Below are 23,465 nucleotides of genomic sequence, written 5' to 3'. Positions count from 1 at the left end.
CTCCGGTACATCGTCACGGACCGTCACGCGTACTGTCCACCGAACGTGTGCGTACGCTGACTCCGCGTACGCGGGTCGGGTATGGTGCACCCTTCTCTCCCAGCGGCATCGTGGGCACATGACAGCACCGCCCACCCCCGGCTCCCTCGAAGCGCCCGTCACCGTACGTTTGTTCGTCCAGCGTTTCAGTCCCACCCCGCGCGGTGCCTGGCTCGCCCGCCGGCTCGCGCTACACCAGCTCGACACCTGGGGCGTGCCGCACGGCAGCCCGGCGTCCGACACCGCTGCCGTACTGGTCGCAGAGCTGGCCGCCAACGCCGTCACGCACGGCCGCGTCCCCGGCCGGGATTTCGAGCTCGTCGTCAGGCTCCTCGGCCGGACCCTGCGGATCGAGGTCTCCGACACCCGGGGCGAGCGCCGCCCTCCCGCCCCGGAAGTCCCCCGCCCCGAACCCCTCGCCGAGAACGGCCGGGGCCTGCTCCTGGTGGAGGCGCTCGCCGACCGGTGGGACGTGCTCGACCGCCTCCCCGTGGGCAAGACCGTGGTGGCCGAGCTGGACCTGACAGACTGACCGTGCCGACGGCCGAACATTCGGGACGGATATCCGGCGGTCGTACCGACGCTTTCCGGCCCCGTCTATAGGCTGGGCCGGGCACGGTATCGGTGGTGACAGGCAACGGAGGGCGGCATGGCGGAGGCCGAGGATCACGAAGGCGGCCGGAGCGCCGGAGGGAGCCAGCCGTCGGAATCCCGGGGCTACGTCGTGGCGGAGGATGTTGATCAGCTGGACTCGCTTTTCCTGCCGCTGGGACCACCCCTTGAGATCGGGTCCGACGGCCGGCCGACCGGTGTTGAGCTGGAACTCGCCCCTGACGAGGACGGTGACTACCGGGACGCCTACGGCATCTCCGATTTGTTCCAGCCCCACAGCATCAGGATCCACACCGAGAACACCACCCTGGACCTGCTGCTGTCCCGGCTGCGGGAGGGCACGATCGACCTCGTGCCGGACTTCCAGCGCCGGGCCGGGATCTGGAGTGACCGCGCGCAGAGCCAACTGATCGAGTCGCTGCTGCTGCGCATCCCGATCTCCAACTTCCACATGGCCCAGGATGAGAACAAGTGGGCCGTAGTGGACGGCGTCCAGCGACTCACCGCCATCGCCCGGTTCATGGAACCGGAGGTGGCTCACAAGCTCACCGGCCTGGGGCCCTTGGCCCTCCGGGGCATGGACTACCTTCAGCATCTCGACGGCAGGACGTACCAGGAACTCGCCGGCCGACTGAAGATCCGGCTGCGGGAGACCCAGCTCACCGTCCACGTCGTAGGGCAGGGCACCCCGGAGATCGTCAAGTACAACATCTTCACCCGGATCAACACCGGCGGTATGTCGCTGAAGCCGCAGGAGCTACGACACGCGCTGGTGAGCGGGCCCGTCCGGACCTTCCTCGCCGACCTGGCCGAGGACCAGGCCTTCGGCGAGGCCACCCGATGGAGCGTGTCCGACGAACGGATGGCCGACCGGGAGATGGTGTTGCGCTTCCTCGCTTTCCGCCTGACCAATCCGGCCGCGCACTCCGAGAAGGACTTCGACCAGTTCCTCATCAACACGATGCACCGAGTCAACGCCATCGGTGAGGAGCGCCGGGCACAGCTGGCGCAGGAATTCCGGACGGCCATGCGGTGCGCGCGGGATTTGTTCGGCAAGCACGCCTTCCGCAAGTGGCACGGCGGAGAACGCAGCTCGCCCGTCATCAACAAAGCGCTCTTCGAGACGATCTCCGTCCATCTCGCGCTACTGGACGATCAGGAGCGGGACAGGCTGGTAGCGTCGCCCGCGAAGGTGCACGACCGCTTCTTCGAGCTCATGAACGACTGGGACTTCGACCGGTCGATCTCTGTGGGCACCGGGGATCCGAGGAAGGTCCGCACCCGGTTCCAAGAAGTGGCGCGACTGTTCCGAGGGGTGGCCGAACAGTGATCGACCGATTGACGCTGCACAACTACAAGGCGTTCCAGCATGCGGAGATCCCTCTCGGCCCGCTGACCCTCCTCACCGGGCTCAACTCGTCCGGCAAGAGCAGTGTTCTCCAGTCCCTCGCTCTCCTTCGTCAGTCATACGAGTCCGGCGACCTAGCGCTCTCCGCGCTCACGGACGAGGAACACCGAGCCGGACGCCGCACGAACGTCGCCGACAAGGGTTTCCTGCTCAACGGCGAACTCGTCAGTCTGGGCACCGGAGACGACGTCCTCCACGAGGACTTCACGGGGGACGAGCCCCGGATCGGCCTCGCCGTGGACGAGGGGCCCTACCACTACGGGTGGACCACCGAGTATGAGGCCGAGCAGAACCTCCTGCCATTGCTCGATGCCGACCTTCCCGACACGTCCGAAGGCGGACGGGAGCGGCCAGCCGGGCCATCGGCCGTGACCCCGGCGTTCTTCACCGCCCCCTTCCAATACCTCCATGCCGACCGGATCTCACCCGCTGAGTTCTATCCGCGCAACCACCAGGTGGCCATCGGCCGTGGATTTCTCGGGGTGCGGGGTGAACACACGGTCAACTTCCTGCGCCATCGGAGCAAGGTCACGGTCCCCGAGGGTCCGCTGCATCATCCGAAGGCCGCCTCCGATCGCCTGATCGATCAGGCCGCTGCCTGGCTGGGCGACCTGTGCCCTGGGGTGGACATCAAGGCCGAGGCCATCAAGGGCACGGACGCCGTGAGCCTCTCGTACGGCTTCCAAGGCGCCGAGGGAGCCACCAAGCGCCGCCGCCCCACCAACGTCGGCTTCGGCCTCACCTACGTCCTGCCCATCGTCGTGGCCTGCCTGAATGCCCGCCCCGGCACTCTGATCCTGCTGGAGAACCCCGAGGCGCATCTGCACCCGCAGGGCCAGACCCAGATGGCCACGCTCGCCGCCTCGGCCGCCGCGCAGGGCGCGCAGGTGGTCATGGAGACGCACAGCGACCACGTGATCAACGGGGTGCGGCTCGCAGTCAAGCAGGGGCGGCTCACCCCCGGGCAGGCGGTGTTCCACTACTTCCGCGGCGACGGCACCGGCGTGGACTTCGTCAGTCCCCGGGTCGACGCGGACGGCATGCTCGACCAGTGGCCCCCGGGCTTCTTCGACGAACTCGAGAACACGCTCGAACAACTCATCGACTGAGGTCCGCCTGGGGAGGCGGGGAGACGCACAGTTTGTCGCGGAGGGGGAAACATGCCGCAGCTTTTCCTGAACCAGAAGTCCTGCGAGACGACGGCTGATCCGGAAAGGGTCAACCGCGCCATGACCGAGCTTGCGAAGGCCATCGTCGCCGTCGCCAAGGAAGACCGGCCGGGTACGGAACTCGTCATGCGGGAGTCCCTGAAGGCGCTGCACCTGGCCCAAGGGCACCACGTGAGCAAGTGGGCAGGGACGCCGAGCGCCAAGGGTGGTCTGTGGGCGTTCCTGCTCAAGATGCAGACGAAGTGGCCCCATCAGAAGGTGTTTCCAGACGGGGAGACGTTCTCCGACGTCGCGCACAGCCACAAGGGTGAGCCCGTGCCCGAGCTGGGCTTCGCCCACCTGATGGGCGGCGTCGGCATCTCCCTTCCGGTGGAGGAGTGTTGGGACGCTGATCGGCTCACCCTGGTCCAGGAACAACTTGTGGACAACGAGGACGTCGGCATCGTGACCACCGAGGTCGAACTCCGGCACGTGGCGTCTCGGGAACATGCGGAGGTACACCGCCCATGGATTCGCGAGCAGGCCGAAGCCGTCCTGCGCGGTGACCTGAGCACCATCAGAACAGGGGCCGAGCTGTGGGAACGGTGCGCCGATCTCTTCCCTCATCTCCTCTTCCTGCCTCGCGTCGAAACTCAGCTGCGGGAGCTGAAGCAGTACTGGGTCCATCCCGTTCGCAAACGGCTCGCGGAGATGGACCATGCGGTCCTGGGCTGGGACGCCGCGACCCAGCCGGGCGGGCCCCAGTGGGAATCGAAGGTGACGCCGGAGCACCCGGGACGGAAACGTGAGCACTGCCTCTTGACCGACCTAGACGGCAAGCCGCAGTACTTCGACACCCATCTGCGCTTCACCCCCGACGATGGACGGGTGCACTTTCGGTTCGTGGCGGAGACTCGGCGGGTCCACATCGCCCACATCGGGCGGCACCTCGGCACCTGAGGCACCCCCGGGTTCACCCGGCCGCCCCGGTACCGTAGGCGGATGACAGGGCCCCGCCGACATGCCCGGATCCAGTCGGCCCCACCACCACCCAGGAGGAACCGCGCGTGCGTCCCACCCTCGCCGCCGACCAGGTACGGGCCAGTCTGAGCCAGTACCTCGCGACGACGTACGCGCTGGCCGACGAGTCCACCCGCCGCGCCCTGGAGGGCTTCCTCGGCGACGCCGAGGACGGCATCTTCCGTGGTCCCTACCTGCGTGTCCGTACGCCCTTCAGGACCGCCGAGGGGGAGGACTGGAAGCGGCACCTGACCTGGCACCCCGACCTGACCCCGTACCGGCACCAGGAGCGCGCCTGGGAGCGGCTGTCCACCCTGCACGGGCCGGCGGAGCCCACCCTCGTCACCACCGGGACCGGATCCGGCAAGACCGAGTCGTTCCTGGTTCCGATCCTCGACCACTGCCTCCGGGAGCGCGAGGCCGGCCGGGAGGGCGTCAAGGCGATCCTGCTCTACCCCATGAATGCCCTCGCCACCGACCAGGCCCACCGGATCGGCAAACGCCTCGACGACCCCAAGGACACCCGGCTGCGCGACGCGGGCGTGCGGGCCGCGCTCTACATCGGCGACCGGCCGTCCCAGGAGTTCAAGCAGGCCAACCCCGCGATCGCCGTCGACCGCGACGAGATCCGCCGCACCCGGCCCGACATCCTGATCACCAACTACAAGATGCTCGACCTGCTCCTCCAGCGGCCCGAGGACCAGCGGCTGTGGCAGGACTCCCCGCTCGCGTACGTCGTGCTCGACGAGTTCCACACCTACGACGGCGCCCAGGGCACGGACGTCGCCATGCTGCTGCGCCGCCTCGGATCGGTCACCGGCCTGGCCGAACCCGGTCGGCCCCTGGGGCCGGTCTGCCCCGTCGCCACCTCCGCCACCCTCGGCGAGAGCGGTCCCGACGACAGCGGTTCCGCGGCGGCCAGGCGGGGCGAGGCAGGGCGACCCGGCATGCTGGAGGTCGCCGAGCAGGTCTTCGGCGTGCCGTTCCCGCCCGACGCAGTCGTCGGCGAGGACCGCCGCTCGGTGAAGGACTTCACCGGCAAGAGCGACTTCTCCCTGCCGTTCCCGTCGCCCCAGGAGGTCGACGCCCTCGGCGACCCCACCCGCGACCCGGGAGTCATGGACGACCTCATCGCGGCCTTCACGGGCCTGAGCGGACCCACCCCCGAGGAACTCGGAGCCGTCCTGCGCCGGCACCGGCTCACCTCCGCCGTCCTGGAGATCCTCGACGGCACCCCCAGGACCCTCGCCGAGATCACCGAGGTGCTGCCCCGCTACGCCTACCACTGGGGCATGGCCGTACAACAGCGGCCAGGCCTCGCCGCCCGTGCTCTCGCCCGCTACCTCGCTCTCCTGTCGTACGCCCGCGACCCGGAGCACCCCGGGCGGCCTCTGCTGTCCGTCGAGATCCACCACTGGGTCCGCTCGGTCTCCCGCGTCCTGCGCGGCATCAGCGCGGCACGCGCCGAGTTCCGCTGGGACGACGAACGGGTGACCTCCGGCGGCGCCCTGGCCCGTGCGGGCCGGACCCCCGGCGCCGGGCCGTCCCCGTACGACGGAGAAGGGGCCGCCGAACCGCGCGACGCCGCCGAACACGCCGCCGTCCCCGCCGACGACAGCGCGCCGCCACCCGCCCAGGTCTTCCTGCCCGCCGTGTTCTGCCGCGAATGCGGACGCTCCGGCTGGGCCGCGTACTCGCCCGAGGTCGATCCCGCCCACCTCGACCTGAACGCCACGAAGATCCGCCGGGCCTCCGTCGGGCGCGACAAGCGCCGGGTGCGCAACATGATCGCCGCGACACCCCGGGAGGTCCACGAGGCCGCCTTCGCCGCCGGCCCGGACCGCCGGCGCGGCGGACCCGCCGTCATGGTCCTGGAAGGCAACGGCGGACGGCTGCGCCCTCTGTCGCCGGAAACCGACTTCACCGCTCCCGCCGACGGCGAGGGAGCGCGTCGGCCAGCGCCCTTGCACAACGCCGCCTTCGTCCACGCCGACCTCGACGGCGACCGGGCGGCCGAACGTGACCAGTGCCCGGCCTGCCGCACCTTCAACTCCATTCGCTACCTCGGCACCGGCCTCGCCGCGCTCGCCGCTGCCGCCATCACCCAGCTCTTCACCGGAGGCGAACTCGACAAGGATCTGGGCGAAGACAAGACCCTCCTCTTCAACGATTCCGTCCAGGACGCCGCCCACCGCGCCGGATACGTCGCCAGCCGCTCTTACACGTTCTCCCTGCGCGCCCTGCTCGCCAGCCGCATCGGCGAGGACGAACCGGTCTCCCTGAACGACCTCGCCGCCGACCTCATCGCGGACGTGGTCGACAGCAAGGCCGTACAGGCCGCCGTCATCCCGCCGGACCTCCACCTCGTCCGCGGCGTCGACACGTTGCTCTCCGGCCGCAGCCGCGGCTCCCGTGCTACCTGGGAGCTGATCGCACAGCGCCTGGCGTTCGCCACCGTCATGGAGTTCGGCCTCCGTTCCCGGCAGGGCCGCACCCTGGAACTCACCCGCACCGTCGCCGCCGACGTGCCTCTCCAGGATCCCGATGCCGTGGCGGACCTCGTGCGGGAGATCCTCCTCACCACTCCCGGGGAGATCGCGCTGCCCGACGGCTCGGTGCCCGGACCCGACCGGTACACCGGCTTCGTCCGGGGCCTGCTCGAACGGATGCGGATCCGGGGCGCCGTCCGGCACGCCTGGCTGGACCCCTGGCTCGACCAGGCCGGAGTGCGCCGGTGGGCGATCTGGGGCGGGCGGGAGACCGGGATGCCGGCCTTCCCCCGAGGGGTCTCCGCCCCTGCCTTCCTGCTCGGCACCCCCAAGCAGGGCAGCGAGGACTTCGACGTCCTCACCGGGCGGCTCGGCTGGTACCAGGACTGGGCCGTGCGCGCCCTCGGCCTGCGCCCCGAGGCGGCCGGCCTCTTCCTGACCCGGCTGCTGCCCGCGCTCGCCGAAGCGGGCGTCGTCTCTGTGCGCACCGCCCTCGACGGCGCCACCCGCGTCTACGGCCTCCAGCCCGGCCACATCCAGGTCCGCGCCCTCGCCGACGATGTCCTGCCCGACGCCACGGCACACTGCCCCAGGTGCTTCTGGGAACAGACCGTCCACCCCGACCTCGCCGACCAGTGGCACGGGCAGCCGTGTCCCCGCTACCGGTGCGGCGGCACCCTCGGCACCGGCCGGGACCTGGACAGCGGACTGCGGCAGCGGGACTTCTCGGACGACTTCTACCGCCGCATGTACCGCGAGGCCGGCGTCTTCACCATCAACACCGCCGAGCACACCGGCACCCTCAGCCGCGCCAAGCGGGAGGCGGTGGAGAAGGCCTTCCGTGAGGGCACCCGCGTCCACTACGCCAACCCGCAGGTGCTGTCCTGCACTCCCACCCTCGAACTCGGCATCGACATCGGCGACCTGTCGGCCGTCGTCCTTGCCTCGCTGCCGAAGGGACCGGCCAACTACATCCAGCGCGTGGGTCGCGCGGGGCGCACCACCGGCAACGCCTACCTGCTCACCATGGTCGACCGCGGCCCGCGTGACCGTTACTACCTCGAAGAGCCCCGGCTCATGATCGCCGGAGAGGTCCTGCCGCCCGGCTGCTACCTGTCCGCCGCCGAGATCCTGCGCCGCCAGTACCTGGCCCACCTCCTCGACCTCGCGGGCGCCGGACAGCTGATCGCACCCGACGGGACGCCTCTGCGGCCCCTGCCCGGGCGCGCCACGGACCTCTTCGGAGACTCGGCGTGGCAGGCCGATTTCGCCGAAGCCGCGCTCGCCGCCGGCGAACGGCTCGTGCTGGGCTTCCTGGACCTGTTCCCCCCTTACGACGAGAGCCGCGGCACCGGAGTCAGTCCCCAGGCCCGCACCGCCCTCGTCACCTACGCGACCGACCCCGGCGAGGACGGCCTCGTCGCCGCCCTCGACACGGCGCGCCGGCGCTGGGAGGACCGGCGCGCCGAACTCCAGCGGCGGACCGAGGCCATCGACCGGGCTCACGGACTGCTCGTCGCCGGTGACCCCGACCACGAGCGGCAGGGACGCGAGCTGCGTGCCGAGCGCCGGGACGTGGCACGCGTCTCCCGGGAGATCAGCCGCACCACCGCCCACGGAGCCCTGGTCGACCTCGGCCTGCTGCCGAACTACAGCCTGATCGACTCGACCACCGAGCTGGAAGCCACGCTCACCTGGACCGAGAAGGCCGCCGACGAAACCCGCACGAACCACAGCAAGACCCTGCGCCACAGCCGCCCCGCCCGCCTCGCCCTCTCCGAGTTCGCCCCCGGCAACCACTACTACGTCCAGGGCTACAAGCACCGCGTCACCGGCCTCGACATCGGCACCCCCGGACGCCCGGCCTGGCTCTGGTGGCGCGTCTGCCCCGACTGCGGCCACGTCCGTACCCACCGTGCCGAGCAGGACGCCTCCCCCTGCCCTCGCTGCCGGTCCGCGGCCATCGGTGACATCGGCTGCCTGCACAAGGTTCTCGTACCCCGCCGCGTCACCTCCCGCGACGAACGCGACGACGTCCGCGTACGCGACGACACCGACGAGCGCGAGAGACGGCATTACACTGTCGTCCCGGCCGTGGACATCGACACGCACGACATCGAGCAGGCCTGGAAGCACGAACACGCCACCTTCGGATGGGAGTTCACCCGCCAGGCGCAGATCCGGCACATCAACGTCGGCGCCACCCGGGTGGACGGAGGCACCGACTCGGCCTTCGCCGGGCAGGAGGTCCGCCTCAACCCGTTCTGGGTCTGCGACGCGTGCGGCTTCGCCGACCCGGACGGTGGCCCCGCCGCCCACGACGAGGCCGACGCGGCGGCCCACGCCAGGTACCACCGTCCCTGGTGCCCACGGCGACGAGCAGGAGCCGACACCGCACGGCGCGGAGAACGAGTGCTGCTCGCCCATGAGCTGCGCACCGACGCCCTGCGTGTCCTCATCCCCGCCGTCACCGCACACACCAAGGAACGGCTCGCGTCCTTCAAGGCGCTGCTGCTGGCCGGAATCGCCCGCAGCTACGGCGGCGACCCCGACCACCTCGCGGTCGTCACCGACTCCATGCCCGAGGAAGGGGGCGAGAGCCCGCTCCGCCGCCACTTCCTCGTCCTGTACGACACGCTGCCCGGAGGCACCGGATACCTCCACCGCCTCGCCGGCCGCGACGGCCTACGGGGCGTCCTGGAAGACGCACGACAGGTGATCGAGACCTGCGTGTGCGTGGGCCAGGGACGTCCCGCCTGCCACCGCTGTCTGCTCCGCCACGTCACCGACGGCGAGTACGAGCTCGTGAGCCGCGAACACGCCCTCGACATGCTCGGCGAGCTGTTCGGCCGTACGGCGAACCGCTGGAGCGTCGAACCTGTGGCCACCACCCGGGACATCACCCTCGTGCACCAGGTGGAGAGCGAACTGGAGGCCCTCTTCCGGCGCGGATTGCTGGAATGGGCCGACCGCGTGGACGACGTCAGCGTCCGCACCGCGCTCACCGCCGACGGCACCAGGGACACCACCCTGCGTTTCACCGCACCCGACGGGACCGTCCGCGGCTGGCAGATGGAGACCCAGACCCCCCTCGGCTTCACCCGCCCGGACGTGGTCTTCCGCAGCACCGACGACGACCGCAGGGTGGCCGTCTACCTCGACGGCTACCGCTACCACGCGAGCCCCGGCCACCTCACCGCAGAGGCCGACGCGGCGAAGCGCACCCGGCTGCGCGCCGAGGGCTGGCAGGTCTTCCAGCTCACTTGGGAGGACGTACAGGCCTGGACGGGACGCTCCGCGCCTCAGGCCGACCCGGTGTGGAAGCCGTACCCGAACACCGCGCAGAAGACCGCCATGGACGTCCACCGGCGCATGCACGCCGGAGACACTCGCGACCTGACGCGTCTGGTGTGGGCCAATCCGGTCGAGACGCTGATCGGCCACCTCACCGACCCGGATCCGGACGCCTGGCGGCGCCGCGTCCAGAGCGCCCTCGCGGGCTTCGCGGCGGTGTCGGCGACGAGCAGGGCCCTGGCCGACGGCACGGAGACCGGACGCAGGATCAGTGAGGCGCTGAACGGGCGACGGCTGGCGGGAGGGCAGGGAGCCGTCCAGGTCATGGCGACCCGGGACACCTCGGGATGCCCGCTCACCATCGCGCTCGATCTGCGCAGGGGGCAGAGCGGAGCGGTCTGGACCGCTCTGACTGTCCTCGACGACAACCCCGATACGGTCGCGGTCGACGAGAGCGCCCACCGCAGACGCTGGCGGGCGTGGCTCTACTGGAGCAACCTGCTCCAGTTCCTCGACGCGGGGGAGGGCGACGGGGTCCAGCTCACCACCGCCATGCTGTCCGGATTCGACCCTGCCGAGCTGGCGGTTACCGGCGGAGCCGGATGGCTCACCTCCCAGCGGCGCGCACACGCGCCCACGGCGGACGGACCCGTGCCATCGGCGGATCGGCAGGAGGCGGAGTCCACCGCGTCCGTACGTGACCCCGCCTGGGACGAGGTCATCGAGTTCCTCGTCGACGATCCGGGTCTCGACGCGCTCGCCGACGCACTGGCCGACCGGGGCGTTCCCGCTCCCGAGGCCGGTTACGAGCTGGGAGCGGCCGCCTGGCCCGCCGAACTCGCCTGGCCCGACCGGCGTACGGGCGTCGTCCTCACCCACCGGCCGGATCCCGGGAGCGACCGGGACATCGACGCCGAACAACGGGACGCGGCCTACCGCGACGCGGGCTGGCAGGTCCGTACCGCGACGGAATGGAACGCCGACGAACTCGCCGCGCTGGTACGAGGCGATGCAGACGGAATCACGAACGACCACGGGGAGAACGAGCGATGACGGTCACCAGCGCGCCGCGGACGGGCGTGACCTTGCGCCTGCTCGACAAGGCGGACAAGGAGATCGTCAAGCTGGACCGCGCGGTCCTCGGAGCGTTCTACAAGTTCCAGCACGACTTCCGCCGCAATCCCGACGCCGGCGGCTTCGATCTCAAACAACTGGAGGGCCACGACCGCCTCTGGTCGGCGCGCGTCAACCGGGAGTGGCGGGCGCTGATGATCCGCCTCGGCGGTGACGACTGGCTACTCGTCTCGGTCAAACACCGTAGCCACGTCCACAAGAACCTGGACCGGTTCAACTACGGCATCAACCACATCACCGGCGCCATCGAGTACGTCGACCTCCAGGTCGTCGAGGAGAGCCTGCTGCGCCGCGGCCTCACACCGCCTGCCGCGCTCCGGGGGGCACCGCCCGCTGTCGTCGTCCCCGAACAGGTCGGGCCGCCGCCAGAGGAGCCTCTTTTCGGCGCCTACACGGACCAGCAGCTGGTGGACCTCGGTGTCACCGAGCCCCTCATCCCGATCGTCCGGAAGCTCACCACGGACGACGAACTCCTCGGCCTCGCCGAGTACGCGCCCCGCCACACGGGGGAGGTCCTCCTCCGGCTGCGCGACGGCGTCCCGTACGAAAAGGTCATGGAACAGGTGACCGCGCCCGTCGCGGTGGCCGAGCCGGAGCGGAGCCTCGACTCCGAGGACTGGCAGGCGGCCGTCGACCGCTCCCAGACAGTGGTGATCACAGACGACGAATCCCTGCAGAGCATCCTGGAGGAGGGCGACTTCGGCCGCTGGAAGATCTTCCTCCACCCCACCCAGGAGAAGCTGGTCCACCGGCGATACTCCGGTCCGGCCCGGGTCGGTGGCGGTCCGGGAACGGGCAAGACCATCGTCGCTCTCCACCGCGTCTGCCATCTGGTGGGCCAGCTCCCTCCCGGCCACACCAAGCCTGTGCTACTCACCACGTTCAACCGGAACCTCGCCGCCGACCTGAGGGCCAGGCTGCTCTCCCTCGGGGGGCCCGAGGTCCTGGCCCGGGTCGACATCGCCCATGTCGACCAGCTCGCCACCCGCATCGTCAGCGAGGCCGACCCGGGCAACACGAAGCGGCGCATCGACGACACCTCGGCCCTCCGCGAGTGGCGGGAACTATTGGTGGAGACCGGAGAGACCCGCTGGAACGCCGAGTTCCTCAGCGACGAGTGGAACCAGGTCATCCTCGGCCAAGCCGTGCCCTCCCGGAGCGACTATTTCCAGGCCCGCCGCGCGGGGCGGGGCCGCAGTGTCACCCGCGCCGAACGCGCCGGCATCTGGCAGATGGCCGAGCGCTTCGCCCAGCGGCTGGAGACCAAAGGCCTGGAGACCCATCGCCAGGTCGCCGAACGGGCCGCGCGACTGGAGATGGCCCGCAAGGCCCGCATCGACCGCCGTGCGGAGGAACGCGAGGATCGGGGCGGCCTGCACAACCTCCACTTCGAGGCCGGCTCCGGCGCCTGGCTGCGCTACCGGTACCGCCACATCGTGGTCGACGAAGCCCAGGACCTCAGTGCCGCCCACTGGAAGATGCTGCGGGCCATGGTGCCGTCCGAGCCCGATGACATCTTCCTCGTCGGCGACACCCATCAGCGGATCTACGACAACCAGGTCACCCTCGGCAGCCTCGGCGTCCATATCCGAGGCAGGTCCTCCCGGCTGACCCTCAGCTACCGCACGACCCGCGAGATCCTCCGCGACGCCATCCGGGTCCTGGGCGACGCCGACTACGACGACCTCGACGGCGACACTGACACACTCGCCGGCTACCGCTCGGTGCTCCATGGCACGGAACCGTCGTTCCGCGGCGCACGGAGCTGGGACGAGGAGATGGATCTTGTCGTGGAGCAGCTGCGGGCCTGGCACGATGTGCCCCGGGAGGCCATGGCGATCTGCGTCCCGACCAACGACATGGTCACCCAGATGGCCGACCGTCTCGCGCGAAGCGGCATCACTCCGTCGGAGATCACACAGGACGGACCGCGTGGCGACCAGGGCGTCCACATCGGCACCATGTACCGCTTCAAAGGACTGGAGTACCGCTGCCTGATCATCGCCGGAGCGGCGGAGGGGCTTGTTCCACGGGCCTCCGTGGACGATTGGGAACGCACGGATCCGAGCCGCCATCGGCGAGAACTGCACCGCGCACGGTCACTGCTCTTCGTCGCGGCGACCCGCGCCCGCGACGCGCTCGCCATCACCTGGCACGGTGAGCCGAGCCGGTTCCTCGTACCGCTTCTCCCTGCGAGGTGAGAGCCCGGCTCGCCCGTCTACGGAGGAGGGCGGGCCGGGAGCCGTCCCGCCGCCCTAGACCGTCGGGGTGATTATCGTCACAGGCCGTGAAGGCGGAGTTTCGGCCCGCAGCGTAAAGCCCTTCGTCGGCTGTGCCGGAATGCGGTGACACAGATGGGGCTCCGGGTCAGACCTTGAGCACGGTGGCGCGTCCGCCGCAGAGGAGAGTGAGGTCTTCGGGGTCTGAGGTGAGGATCGTGACTGGTCCGGGGGCTGCGAGGGCGGTGGCGGCGAGCATGGCGTCGATGGCGTACTTGTGGCCGTGCAGGCCGGCGTCGGCGAGGAGCGCGGCGCCGTGGCGGGCGATCGGTTCGGTGATCGGTTCGACGACCAGGCGGGAGAGGGTCCACTCCAGGGCCGGGCGGTTGATGCGGGGGTGGACCACTTCGACGAGGGTGGCCGCCGAGGTGATCACGCGGAGGTCGTCGGCACGTGCCAGGGCGAGCCAGCCGGTGACCGTACGGTCGCGCAGGACGGCCTTGGCCAGTCCCTCGCTGTCGAGGACGAGGGTGCCACCGGGGACTGCGGGGGAGGGGGTCACGCCGCGCTCGCTCCGCGCTCGGTCTGCTCGCGTCGTGCCTGGGTGAGCTGGTCGCGCAAGGACTGGATCTCTTCGTCCGTGACAGGCCCGTGTTCGGCCTCGGCCACGGTGATGAGCTCGTTGAGGTTGTCGCGCTCGATCTGGCGGGCGACGGCCGCGGCCACGTAGGCGGACAGGCCGGAGGGGCCGCTGCGGGCCTTGGCGGCTTCGGCGATGTCGCGCGGCATGGTGATCGAGTACTTGCCGGTGGGCTCGCTCATGCTACTTATCCTACCTCTCGTCTTCCCTCCTCTGAGGAGATGAAATCTTGTCTCTCCGGCATTGCCTCCACGGGTGATGCGTTGTTCTGGAGAGAGGCGGTGGACGCAATGCGGAAGCCAACGGACCAGCTACGAGGAGCGTCCAAGGGGAGGCGTGGGGCGAGGACGGTGATTGCTTCACAGTCCCGTCGGGGGCGGTCTGCTGGAGGCGGGGAGAGTGTCAGGGCGCTGGCTGACGAACTCGGTGCCTCATTGGTCCGGGCCGTCAGGGAAGCTGCGGCGGATGACTTCGGCAGGGCGAAGAGGGGGCATGGTTCGGTTTCTGTCAGTTGGTATGCCTTCGCGCTCGAATATCTGGAGGCGCGCTGGGGGCAGGTCGCGGCGAAGACGCGCAACGAGACCAATGATGCTCTGTGCTCGATCACCCGGGCGATGCTTCGGAAGGCGCGAGGCCGGCCGAACGACGAACTGTTGCGGCGAGCGCTGCGGAACTGGGCCTTCGTGGTGCCACGGCCTGATGTGCGCACGGCGCCCGCAGAGGTGCGGTTGACTCTGGACTGGGTTGCCCGGGCCTCACGTCCCCTGGACGACCTGCTGGACCCAGCCGTGATGCGGAGCGTACTGCAGGCTCTCCGGTTGAAGCAGGACGGCACGATCGCTGCTGCCGAGACACAGCGGCGCAAACGCATGACGCTCGTGAATGCGGTGCGGTACGCCATCGAGCAGGGCCAGCTCCGTGCCGATCCCTTGGCCAACGTCAGCTGGCGCATCACCGAGACCACCAAACAGGTTGACCCCCGTGTCGTCGTCAATCCCGTGCAGGCTCGGAACCTGCTCTGGGCGGTCTCCTATGTCGGGGGCTTCGAACGGGCCCGTGGGCGGAGGCTGGTCGGTCTCTTCGCCGGGATGTACTACGCCGGGCTGAGGCCGGCCGAAGTCGTTGCGGTCACGCTGCCGGACTGCGACCTACCGGCGGAGGGATGGGGCAGCGTAGTCCTTCATGCCACCCGTCCCTTTGTCGGAAAGAAGTGGACCGACAGCGGGCGAACTCACGACCTGCGCGGCCTGAAGAGTCGCCCGCCGGGAGACACACGTACGGTGCCGCTCCCGCCCGAACTCGTCAGCCTGTGGCGGGAGAGCGCCGACACCTTCGGTACTGCGGGCGACGGCCGGCTGTTCTTCAACGAAAAGGGCGGCATCGTGGGCTCCACCACCTACGACCGCGCCTGGCACGAGGCCCGTGAACTTGCTCTCCCGCCGGACCTGCGGGCGTCACCCCTCGCCGCCCGCCCCTATGACCTGCGGCACTCCGCCCTGTCCACTTGGCTGAACGCCGGTGTCGATCCCACCGAGGTGGCCGAGCGGGCGGGCAACAGTGTCGAGGTCCTCATGACCCGGTACGCGAAGTGCCTTTACGGGCGCCAGGTCCTCGCCAACAAGCGCATTGACGCACTCCTGAACGAGTACGACTGATTGCCCGTCACATTTTTCGTGAGCGTCCCACAGATGTCCCGCGTGGGCCGGTTTTAAGGGGTCTTGAACGCCTCGTCTGGTAGATGGGTTGGGGTAAAAGTGCAGGTCAAAGGCGCTTGGGTGACCAGGACCCCAAAAGTGCAACGGCCACATGGGCCGTGTGCGTTCCGGCATCGACAAAGAAGCCCCTGACTCGCATCTCTGCGGGTCAGGGGCTTCTTTGGCACTTCTCGCGAAGTGCCCCCGGCAGGATTCGAACCTGCGCACACGGCTCCGGAGGCCGTTGCTCTATCCCCTGAGCTACGGGGGCGTCCGCCGCGTTCGGCGGCGACGGGTAGAACCCTACCAGCTTCGGGGGAGTGCCTGTGAACAGGTATTTCCGGGGTGTCACGGAGGGGCGTGTCCCCCGCACGGGTCAGAAGTGGGTAAAAGCCGGACGCGGTCGTCGGGGGCGGCCTACTCTCGTTCGTGTGTCAGGCGCGTCCGGCCGGGTGCTCGTTGTCGACGACAACAAGGTGATCCGGCAGTTGATCAGGGTCAATCTCGAACTCGAGGGGTTCGAGGTCGTGACCGCGGCCGATGGTGCCGAGTGTCTGGATGTCGTGCATCGGGTTCGGCCCGATGTCGTCACCCTCGACGTCGTCATGCCCCGTCTCGACGGGATCAGGACGGCCGAGCGGCTGCGGGCCGATCCGCGGACCCGGCATCTTCCGGTGGCCATCATCAGCGCCTGCGGCGATGCCGCCGGCGAAGCCGCCTCCGGGGTCGACGCCTTCCTCTCCAAGCCCTTCGAGCCCACCGAGCTCGTCCGTGTCGTGCGGCAGCTGATGCACCGCGAGCGGCGGGAGCGTCCCGACGCGGCGGGGCGGGACGGCGGAGAGGAACCGGCCGCGGTCCGCGGGTTGAAGCCCGCCGTGGCCGACATCCCCCGGGACGGCCTCGGAGAGGGGCTCGCGGACGGGCCCCGGGACGGCCTCCGGGACGACGGTCTCGGAGAGGGGGCCCCGGACGGTCTTCACGAAGGTCTCCGGGAGGGGTCCCGCGACGGTCTCCGAGAAGGGGCCCGTGACGGGCTTCGAGAGGTGTCCCGCGACGGGCTCCTCGGCGGAGCCGTCGACGGTCGGAGCGATCCCCTCGCCGATTGACCCCTTCGCCGACCGACCTCTTCGCCGACCGACCTCTTCGCCGACCGACCTCTTCGCCGACTGCCCCCCTCGCCGACTGACCCCCTCGGCAGAGTGACCTCCTCGGCAGAGGGGCCCCTCCGCGACTGCCCCCCTCGACAGAGTGACCTCCTCGCCAGAGGGGCCCCTCCGCGACCGACCCCCTCATCAGAGCGACCCTCCCTCCCCGACCGATCCCCCCGTCAGGGTGACTTCTCACCCGACTGATCGCCCCCCGGGGCGACCTCCTCCCCGACCGCTTCCTCCCCGCCGGAGCGACCCCTCCCACGAGCCGCTCCGCCGCCCCGCTGCCCGCATGGCGAAACCGGTTCGCGTCAGGCCCCCCCTCCTCCCCTACGCTTGTCCCGTGACCCCCGCGGACCTCTCCCTCACCGTGCTGCGCGCCGTGCGCCGTGCGGTCGACGACGGTGCTCTGCGGGTCGACGTCCCTCCCCGTGCCAAGGTCGAGCGGGCCCGGCCCGGGGGAGCGGGGGAGTACGCCAGCAGCATCGCCCTCGCCCTCGCCCGGCCCGCCGGGCGCAGCGCCCTCGACGTCGCCGGGATCCTCGAAGAACGACTCCGGGACGTTCCGGAGCTGCGGTCCGTCGAGATCACCGGGCCCGGGTTCCTGAACTTCACCCTGCGCGGGGACGCCGACGCCGATCTCGTACGGGGGATCCTGGCCGCCGGGACCTCGTACGGGCACGGTGCCGCCCTCGCCGGGACCACCGTCCGTCTCGCCGGGGGCGACGGTCCCCGCGCCGCCGTCGTGGTCGAGACCCTCGCCCGGCTGCTGCGTTCCCAGGGGGCCGACGCCGAGGTCGGGGCGCACGACGGCGAGCGGATTCACGTGCGGCCCGGCGAGCCGGGCGCGTACGGGGACGACGTCACGCGCTGGGCCTTTCTGCGGGCCGCCCCCCACGACCGGGCCCTCGACCCCGCCCCCCTCCTCGTCCCGCACGAGCGCAACCCCCTCTTCCGCGTCCGGTACGCGTATTCCCGCACCCGCCGGCTGCTCGTCAACGCCCGGCAGCTCGGGTTCTCCCCCGAACCGGGGGACTGCGACGGCGCCGAACTCCTCGGCCTCCTCCGCGACCACCCCCCCGTCCTCCTCTCCGCCGCCCGTCACCGCGCCCCCGACCGGGTCGCCCGGCACCTCGAAGCCGTCGCCGACGCCTTGCTCGCGTTCCAGCACGCCGTGCTGCCGCTCGGCGACGAGAAACCCTCGGCCGCCCACCGTTCCCGGCTCGCGCTCGCCGAAGCCGCCGGGACGGTGCTCGCCGGTGGCCTCTCCGCGCTCGGCATCAGCGCACCCGATCGGATCTGAAAGAGCAGACGCAGACATGAGCCGTTCCGCCCACCCCGCAGGGCCCCGCCACGCCGACGTCCTCCCCGAGGGCCACTACTCCGCCCCGCCCGCCGACCTCAACGTCCTCGACCCCAAGGTGTGGTCCCGGACCGTCGGGAGGGACGAGCACGGGGTCGCCACGGTCGGCGGGATCGGCGTGACCGACCTCGCCGAGGAGTTCGGCACCCCCGCCTACTTCCTCGACGAGGCCGACTTCCGCGCCCGCTGCCGCGCCTGGGCCGAGGCCTTCGGTCCGGACGCCGACGTCTTCTACGCCGGGAAGGCCTTCCTCTCCCGGGCCGTCGTGCGGTGGCTGGAGGAAGAGGGGCTCAACCTCGACGTCTGCTCCGGGGGCGAGCTCGCCACCGCCCTCTCCGCCGGCATGCCCGCCGAGCGCATCGCCTTCCACGGCAACAACAAGAGCGAGGAGGAGATCGAGAAGGCGGTGAGCGCCGGCGTCGGGCGGATCGTGCTCGACTCCTTCCAGGAGATCGTCCGCGTCGCCCACGTCGCCCAGTCCCTCGGCAAGCGGCAGCGCGTGCAGATCCGGGTGACCGTCGGCGTCGAGGCCCACACCCACGAGTTCATCGCCACCGCCCACGAGGACCAGAAGTTCGGCATCGCGCTCGCCGGCGGGCAGGCCGCCGAGGCCGTGCGCCGGGCGCTCAAGCTCGACGGGCTCGAACTCGTCGGCATCCATTCGCACATCGGCTCGCAGATCTTCGACATGGCCGGCTTCGAGGTATCCGCCCGCCGCGTCGTCCAGCTCCTCACCGAGGTCCGCGACGAGCACGGCGTCGAGCTGCCCGAGATCGACCTCGGCGGCGGCCTCGGCATCGCGTACACCTCCGAGGACGACCCGCGCGAGCCGCACGAGATCGCCAAGGCCCTCAACGAGATCGTGAGGAGGGAGTGCGAGGCCGCCGGGCTGCGGACGCCCCGCATCTCCGTCGAGCCCGGGCGGGCCATCGTCGGGCCCACCGCCTTCACCCTCTACCGGGTCGGCACCATCAAGCCGCTCGACGGGCTGCGGACGTACGTGAGCGTCGACGGCGGCATGTCGGACAACATCCGCACCGCCCTGTACGACGCCGAGTACAGCGTCGCCCTCGTCTCGCGGACCAGCGACGCCGAGCCGATGCTCTCCCGCGTCGTCGGCAAGCACTGCGAGAGCGGCGACATCGTCGTACGGGACGCCTTCCTGCCCTCCGACCTGGCCCCCGGCGACCTCCTCGCCGTGCCGGCCACCGGCGCGTACTGCCGCTCCATGGCCAGCAACTACAACCACGCGCTCCGCCCGCCCGTCGTCGCCGTCCGCGACGGCGGGGCGCGCGTCATCGTCCGCCGCGAGACGGAGGAAGATCTCCTGCGTCTCGACGTCGGGTGATGAAATAGTCGGGTGATGGAATCCATGTCTCACGATCCGGACAAAGGGCGGAAACCCCCGTCCGGTGAGTGAGACTGGTCCACACCGTAGGGACCGTAGAGATACGAACGTAGCAATACGAAGTAGTACGAGAAACGAGGTCGGATGATGCGTACGCGTCCGCTGAAGGTGGCGCTGCTGGGCTGTGGAGTGGTCGGCTCAGAGGTGGCGCGCATCATGACGACGCACGCCGACGACCTCGCCGCGCGCATCGGCGCCCCGGTCGAGCTCGCCGGCGTGGCCGTCCGCCGGCCCGACAAGGTCCGCGAGGGCATCGCCCCGGAGCTGGTCACCACCGACGCCACCGCCCTGGTCAAACGGGGGGACATCGACGTGGTCGTCGAGGTCATCGGCGGCGTCGAGCCGGCCCGCACCCTCATCACCGCCGCCTTCGAGCACGGCGCCTCCGTCGTCTCCGCCAACAAGGCGCTGCTCGCCCAGGACGGCGCGACCCTCTACGAGGCCGCCGAGCGGTACGGACAGGACCTGTACTACGAGGCCGCCGTCGCCGGCGCCATCCCGCTCATCCGGCCGCTGCGCGAGTCCCTCGCCGGCGACAAGATCAACCGGGTGATGGGCATCGTCAACGGCACGACGAACTTCATCCTCGACAAGATGGACACCTCCGGCGCCGGCTACTCCGAGGCGCTCGACGAGGCCACCGCCCTCGGGTACGCCGAGGCCGACCCGACCGCCGACGTCGAGGGCTTCGACGCCGCCGCCAAGGCCGCCATCCTCGCCGGGATCGCCTTCCACACGCGCGTGCGCCTCGACGACGTCTACCGCGAGGGCATGACCGAGGTCACCGCCGCCGACTTCGCCTCCGCCAAGCAGATGGGCTGCACCATCAAGCTGCTCGCCATCTGCGAGCGGGCCGCCGACGGCGGGTCCGTCACCGCGCGCGTGCACCCCGCGATGATCCCGCTCAGCCACCCGCTGGCCTCCGTCCGCGAGGCGTACAACGCGGTCTTCGTCGAGGCGGAGGCCGCCGGGCGGCTCATGTTCTACGGCCCCGGCGCCGGCGGCTCGCCGACCGCCTCGGCCGTGCTCGGCGACCTCGTCGCCGTGTGCCGCAACAAGCTCGACGGGGCCAACGGCCCCGGGGAGTCCGCGTACACCCAGCTGCCCGTCAGCTCCATGGGCGAGGTCGTCACGCGGTACCACATCAGCCTCGACGTGGCCGACAAGCCGGGCGTCCTCGCCCAGGTCGCGACGGTCTTCGCCGAGCACGGCGTGTCGATCGACACCGTGCGCCAGCACGGTCGACAGGACGGAGACGGCGAGGCCTCCCTCGTCGTCGTCACCCACCGCGCGCCCGACGCCGCCCTCTCCGGGACCGTCGAGGCGCTGCGCAAGCTCGACACCGTGCGCGGTGTCGCCAGCATCATGCGTGTTGAAGGGGAGTAAGGACCCATGACCAGCAAGGGCACCCACCAGTGGCGCGGCATCATCGAGGAGTACCGGGACCGCCTTCCGGTCACGGACGCGACGCCGGTCGTCACGCTCCGTGAGGGCGGTACGCCGCTCGTTCCGGCTCAGGTCCTCTCCGAGCGCACGGGCTGCGAGGTGCACCTCAAGGTCGAGGGCGCCAACCCCACCGGCTCCTTCAAGGACCGGGGCATGACCATGGCCATCACCCGGGCCAAGGAGGAGGGCGCGCAGGCCGTCATCTGCGCCTCCACCGGCAACACCTCGGCCTCCGCCGCCGCCTACGCGGTGCGCGCCGGCATGGTGTCCGCCGTGCTCGTGCCCCAGGGCAAGATCGCGCTCGGCAAGATGGGCCAGGCCCTCGTGCACGGCGCGAAGATCCTCCAGGTCGACGGCAACTTCGACGACTGCCTCACCCTGGCCCGCCGCCTCTCCGACAACTACCCGGTGGCGCTGGTCAATTCGGTCAACCCGGTCCGCATCGAGGGCCAGAAGACCGCCGCGTTCGAGATCGTGGACATGCTGGGCGACGCCCCCGACATCCACGTCCTGCCGGTCGGCAACGCGGGCAACATCACCGCGTACTGGAAGGGCTATCGCGAGTACGCGGAGGACGGCCTGGCCACCCGCCAGCCGCGCATGTGGGGCTTCCAGGCCTCCGGTTCCGCCCCGCTCGTGCGCGGCGAGGTCGTCAAGGACCCGTCGACGATCGCCACCGCGATCCGCATCGGCAACCCGGCCTCGTGGGACTACGCGATCGCCGCGCGCGACGAGTCGGGCGGCTTCATCGACGAGGTGACGGACCGTGAGATCCTGCGCGCCTACCGCCTGTTGGCCGCGCAGGAGGGCGTCTTCGTCGAGCCCGCCTCGGCCGCCTCGGTCGCCGGTCTGCTGAAGGCCGCCGAGCAGGGCAAGGTCGACCCCGGCCAGCGGATCGTCTGCACCGTCACCGGCAACGGCCTCAAGGACCCCGACTGGGCCGTCGCCGGCGCGCCGCAGCCCGTCACCGTCCCGGTCGACGCTGCGGCCGCCGCCGAGCGCCTCGGCCTGGCCTGATCCCGTTCCCCCGTACGGGGGACGCGTCCCGCTCCGGGCCGTCCCCCGTACGGGAAGTGCCGTGCGGTGAAGCCCGATCAGGAATCCACAGAGGGGGCACGGGTCGGCCCGCGACACGCATCGTGCGCCTCCTGTGCGCCCTATGTCGCCGCAGAACCTTCCTTCGATAGGCTGTACCGACCCGCCCCGACGCATATGCGCGGTGTCGTTGCCGTTGTCGCCCCCGTGGCCGAAACGGCCCGCCGGGTCCCGGTGTACTTCTCTTGAAATACCCGTTGAAATACCCGTTGTCGCAATCCAAGGAGAGTCAACGAGCGATGGCCGGTCCAGCGTTCCGCGCCGCCGCCGTACGGGTGCGCGTCCCCGCCACCAGCGCCAACCTCGGCCCGGGCTTCGACGCCTTCGGCCTGTCGCTGGGGCTCTACGACGACGTGGTCGTCCGGGTCGCCGACTCCGGGCTGCACGTCGACATCGCCGGCGAGGGCGCCGAGACGCTCCCGCGCGACGAGAGCCACCTGCTCGTACGCTCCCTGCGCACGGCCTTCGACCTGCTCGGCGGGCAGCCGCGCGGCCTTGAGGTCGTCTGCGCCAACCGCATCCCGCACGGCCGCGGTCTCGGTTCCTCCTCCGCCGCCATCTGCGCCGGCATCGTCGCCGCCCGCGCCGTGACCATAGGCGGCGACGCGAAGCTCGACGAGGCCGCCCTCCTGGAGCTGGCCACCGAGATCGAGGGCCACCCCGACAACGTCGCCGCCTGTCTCCTCGGCGGATTCACGCTCGCCTGGACCGAGTCCGGCGCCGCGCGGGCCATCAGGATGGACCCCTCCGATTCCATCGTTCCGGTGGTTTTCGTCCCCGGGAAGCCCGTACTGACCGAGACCGCCCGCGGACTCCTGCCGCGCACCGTCCCGCACGTGGACGCCGCCGCCAACGCCGGCCGCGCCGCCCTCCTCGTCGAGGCCCTGACCCGCCGCCCCGAGCTGCTGCTCGCGGCCACCGAGGACCGGCTGCACCAGGAGTACCGCGCTCCCGCGATGCCCGAGAGCGTCGCCCTGGTCAACCGGCTGCGGGCGGACGGCGTCCCCGCGGTCATCTCCGGCGCGGGCCCCACGGTCCTCGCCCTCGCCGAGCGGGGGACCGCCGACAAGGTCGCCCTGCTCGCGGGCGGGGGATGGGCCGCGAACCGGCTCGACCTCGACGCGTCCGGCGCGAGCGTCCTGCCGCTGGCGCCCTAGGTGACGGGCCGGGGCGCCGGGCAGCGCCCCGGTCGGCAGATTGCCGGTGAGTGAGAGGGGGAATGTTTGTTGGAGCCGGTAGTGTTAACCTCAAGTCTGCACCCGACCTCTTTGTGGAGCGGTGCGGAGTGTCCCCTCAGGGACCACCCAT

General features: G+C 70.7%; 15 protein-coding genes and 1 tRNA gene. 13 read left to right on the top strand and 3 right to left on the bottom strand.

Annotation, left to right across the window (positions count from 1 at the left end):
* The first annotated feature begins 118 nt into the window (after positions 1 to 118).
* The 6 genes from ACWGSR_RS28955 to ACWGSR_RS28930 all read left to right on the top strand — a co-directional run bounded on the left by ACWGSR_RS28955 (position 119) and on the right by ACWGSR_RS28930 (position 13,345).
* On the top strand, positions 119 to 571 hold the full coding sequence (locus tag ACWGSR_RS28955; protein WP_453570658.1) for an ATP-binding protein: 453 nt from the start codon (positions 119 to 121) through the stop codon (positions 569 to 571).
* 117 nt (positions 572 to 688) lie between these two features.
* Entirely contained in the window at positions 689 to 1,981 is a 1,293-nt protein-coding gene (locus ACWGSR_RS28950; protein WP_453570655.1) for a DUF262 domain-containing protein, read from the top strand.
* The gene (locus ACWGSR_RS28945; RefSeq protein ID WP_453570652.1) at positions 1,978 to 3,168 is read left to right on the top strand and encodes an AAA family ATPase; all 1,191 of its coding nucleotides are present in this window, start codon (positions 1,978 to 1,980) and stop codon (positions 3,166 to 3,168) included. The genes ACWGSR_RS28950 and ACWGSR_RS28945 overlap by 4 nt, the downstream gene beginning before the upstream one ends.
* Before the next feature lie 51 nt (positions 3,169 to 3,219).
* Complete coding sequence (locus ACWGSR_RS28940) at positions 3,220 to 4,167, top strand: hypothetical protein (RefSeq protein ID WP_453570649.1); 948 nt, start codon at positions 3,220 to 3,222, stop codon at positions 4,165 to 4,167.
* A 107-nt stretch (positions 4,168 to 4,274) separates the two neighbouring features.
* Entirely contained in the window at positions 4,275 to 11,063 is a 6,789-nt protein-coding gene (locus tag ACWGSR_RS28935) for a DEAD/DEAH box helicase (RefSeq protein WP_453570646.1), read from the top strand.
* Positions 11,060 to 13,345, top strand: a complete 2,286-nt coding sequence (locus ACWGSR_RS28930) for a UvrD-helicase domain-containing protein (RefSeq protein ID WP_453570643.1) — start codon at positions 11,060 to 11,062, stop codon at positions 13,343 to 13,345. The genes ACWGSR_RS28935 and ACWGSR_RS28930 overlap by 4 nt, the downstream gene beginning before the upstream one ends.
* 166 nt (positions 13,346 to 13,511) lie before the next feature.
* On the opposite strand, the gene ACWGSR_RS28925 is transcribed toward ACWGSR_RS28930, so the two are convergent.
* Both ACWGSR_RS28925 and ACWGSR_RS28920 read right to left on the bottom strand, forming a co-directional pair.
* Positions 13,512 to 13,925, bottom strand: coding sequence for a PIN domain-containing protein (locus ACWGSR_RS28925; RefSeq protein ID WP_453570640.1), 414 nt, complete (start codon positions 13,923 to 13,925; stop codon positions 13,512 to 13,514).
* A complete protein-coding gene (locus ACWGSR_RS28920) occupies positions 13,922 to 14,185 on the bottom strand; it encodes a CopG family transcriptional regulator (protein ID WP_401545064.1) in 264 nt (87 codons plus the stop codon). The genes ACWGSR_RS28925 and ACWGSR_RS28920 overlap by 4 nt, the downstream gene beginning before the upstream one ends.
* Before the next feature lie 252 nt (positions 14,186 to 14,437).
* On the opposite strand from ACWGSR_RS28920, the gene ACWGSR_RS28915 reads away from it, so the two are divergent.
* Complete coding sequence (locus tag ACWGSR_RS28915) at positions 14,438 to 15,658, top strand: tyrosine-type recombinase/integrase (protein WP_453570637.1); 1,221 nt, start codon at positions 14,438 to 14,440, stop codon at positions 15,656 to 15,658.
* 238 nt (positions 15,659 to 15,896) lie between these two features.
* On the opposite strand, the gene ACWGSR_RS28910 is transcribed toward ACWGSR_RS28915, so the two are convergent.
* Positions 15,897 to 15,968, bottom strand: a tRNA-Arg gene (locus ACWGSR_RS28910).
* Positions 15,969 to 16,023: 55 nt separating this feature from the next.
* Between ACWGSR_RS28910 and ACWGSR_RS28905 the strand changes: the two genes are divergently transcribed.
* The 6 genes from ACWGSR_RS28905 to thrB all read left to right on the top strand — a co-directional run bounded on the left by ACWGSR_RS28905 (position 16,024) and on the right by thrB (position 23,314).
* Entirely contained in the window at positions 16,024 to 16,803 is a 780-nt protein-coding gene (locus tag ACWGSR_RS28905) for a response regulator (protein ID WP_453570634.1), read from the top strand.
* 385 nt (positions 16,804 to 17,188) lie between these two features.
* On the top strand, positions 17,189 to 18,148 hold the full coding sequence (gene nrtL, locus ACWGSR_RS28900; RefSeq protein WP_376236952.1) for an ArgS-related anticodon-binding protein NrtL: 960 nt from the start codon (positions 17,189 to 17,191) through the stop codon (positions 18,146 to 18,148).
* A gap of 16 nt (positions 18,149 to 18,164) precedes the next feature.
* Positions 18,165 to 19,556, top strand: coding sequence for a diaminopimelate decarboxylase (gene lysA, locus ACWGSR_RS28895; protein WP_453570631.1), 1,392 nt, complete (start codon positions 18,165 to 18,167; stop codon positions 19,554 to 19,556).
* Positions 19,557 to 19,703: 147 nt separating this feature from the next.
* Positions 19,704 to 21,002 (top strand): homoserine dehydrogenase, encoded by a 1,299-nt coding sequence (locus tag ACWGSR_RS28890; protein WP_376237020.1) that lies wholly within the window; start codon positions 19,704 to 19,706, stop codon positions 21,000 to 21,002.
* A gap of 6 nt (positions 21,003 to 21,008) precedes the next feature.
* Positions 21,009 to 22,079 (top strand): threonine synthase, encoded by a 1,071-nt coding sequence (gene thrC / locus ACWGSR_RS28885; protein WP_453570628.1) that lies wholly within the window; start codon positions 21,009 to 21,011, stop codon positions 22,077 to 22,079.
* Between the two features lie 317 nt (positions 22,080 to 22,396).
* Positions 22,397 to 23,314, top strand: a complete 918-nt coding sequence (gene thrB, locus ACWGSR_RS28880; RefSeq protein ID WP_366371931.1) for a homoserine kinase — start codon at positions 22,397 to 22,399, stop codon at positions 23,312 to 23,314.
* Positions 23,315 to 23,465: the final 151 nt, after the last annotated feature.

The sequence above is a fragment of the Streptomyces sp. NPDC055632 genome (assembly GCF_053618675.1).
This window is presented reverse-complemented; position numbering and strand designations above follow the sequence as displayed.

Coding starts and splice junctions, on each gene's coding strand:
- ACWGSR_RS28955 (WP_453570658.1), top strand. CDS start 119: ATGACAGCACCGCCCACCCCCGGCTCCCTCGAAGCGCCCGTCACCGTA.
- ACWGSR_RS28950 (WP_453570655.1), top strand. CDS start 689: ATGGCGGAGGCCGAGGATCACGAAGGCGGCCGGAGCGCCGGAGGGAGC.
- ACWGSR_RS28940 (WP_453570649.1), top strand. CDS start 3,220: ATGCCGCAGCTTTTCCTGAACCAGAAGTCCTGCGAGACGACGGCTGAT.
- ACWGSR_RS28930 (WP_453570643.1), top strand. CDS start 11,060: ATGACGGTCACCAGCGCGCCGCGGACGGGCGTGACCTTGCGCCTGCTC.
- ACWGSR_RS28920 (WP_401545064.1), bottom strand. CDS start 14,185: ATGAGCGAGCCCACCGGCAAGTACTCGATCACCATGCCGCGCGACATC.
- lysA (WP_453570631.1), top strand. CDS start 18,165: ATGAGCCGTTCCGCCCACCCCGCAGGGCCCCGCCACGCCGACGTCCTC.
- ACWGSR_RS28890 (WP_376237020.1), top strand. CDS start 19,704: ATGCGTACGCGTCCGCTGAAGGTGGCGCTGCTGGGCTGTGGAGTGGTC.
- thrC (WP_453570628.1), top strand. CDS start 21,009: ATGACCAGCAAGGGCACCCACCAGTGGCGCGGCATCATCGAGGAGTAC.
- thrB (WP_366371931.1), top strand. CDS start 22,397: ATGGCCGGTCCAGCGTTCCGCGCCGCCGCCGTACGGGTGCGCGTCCCC.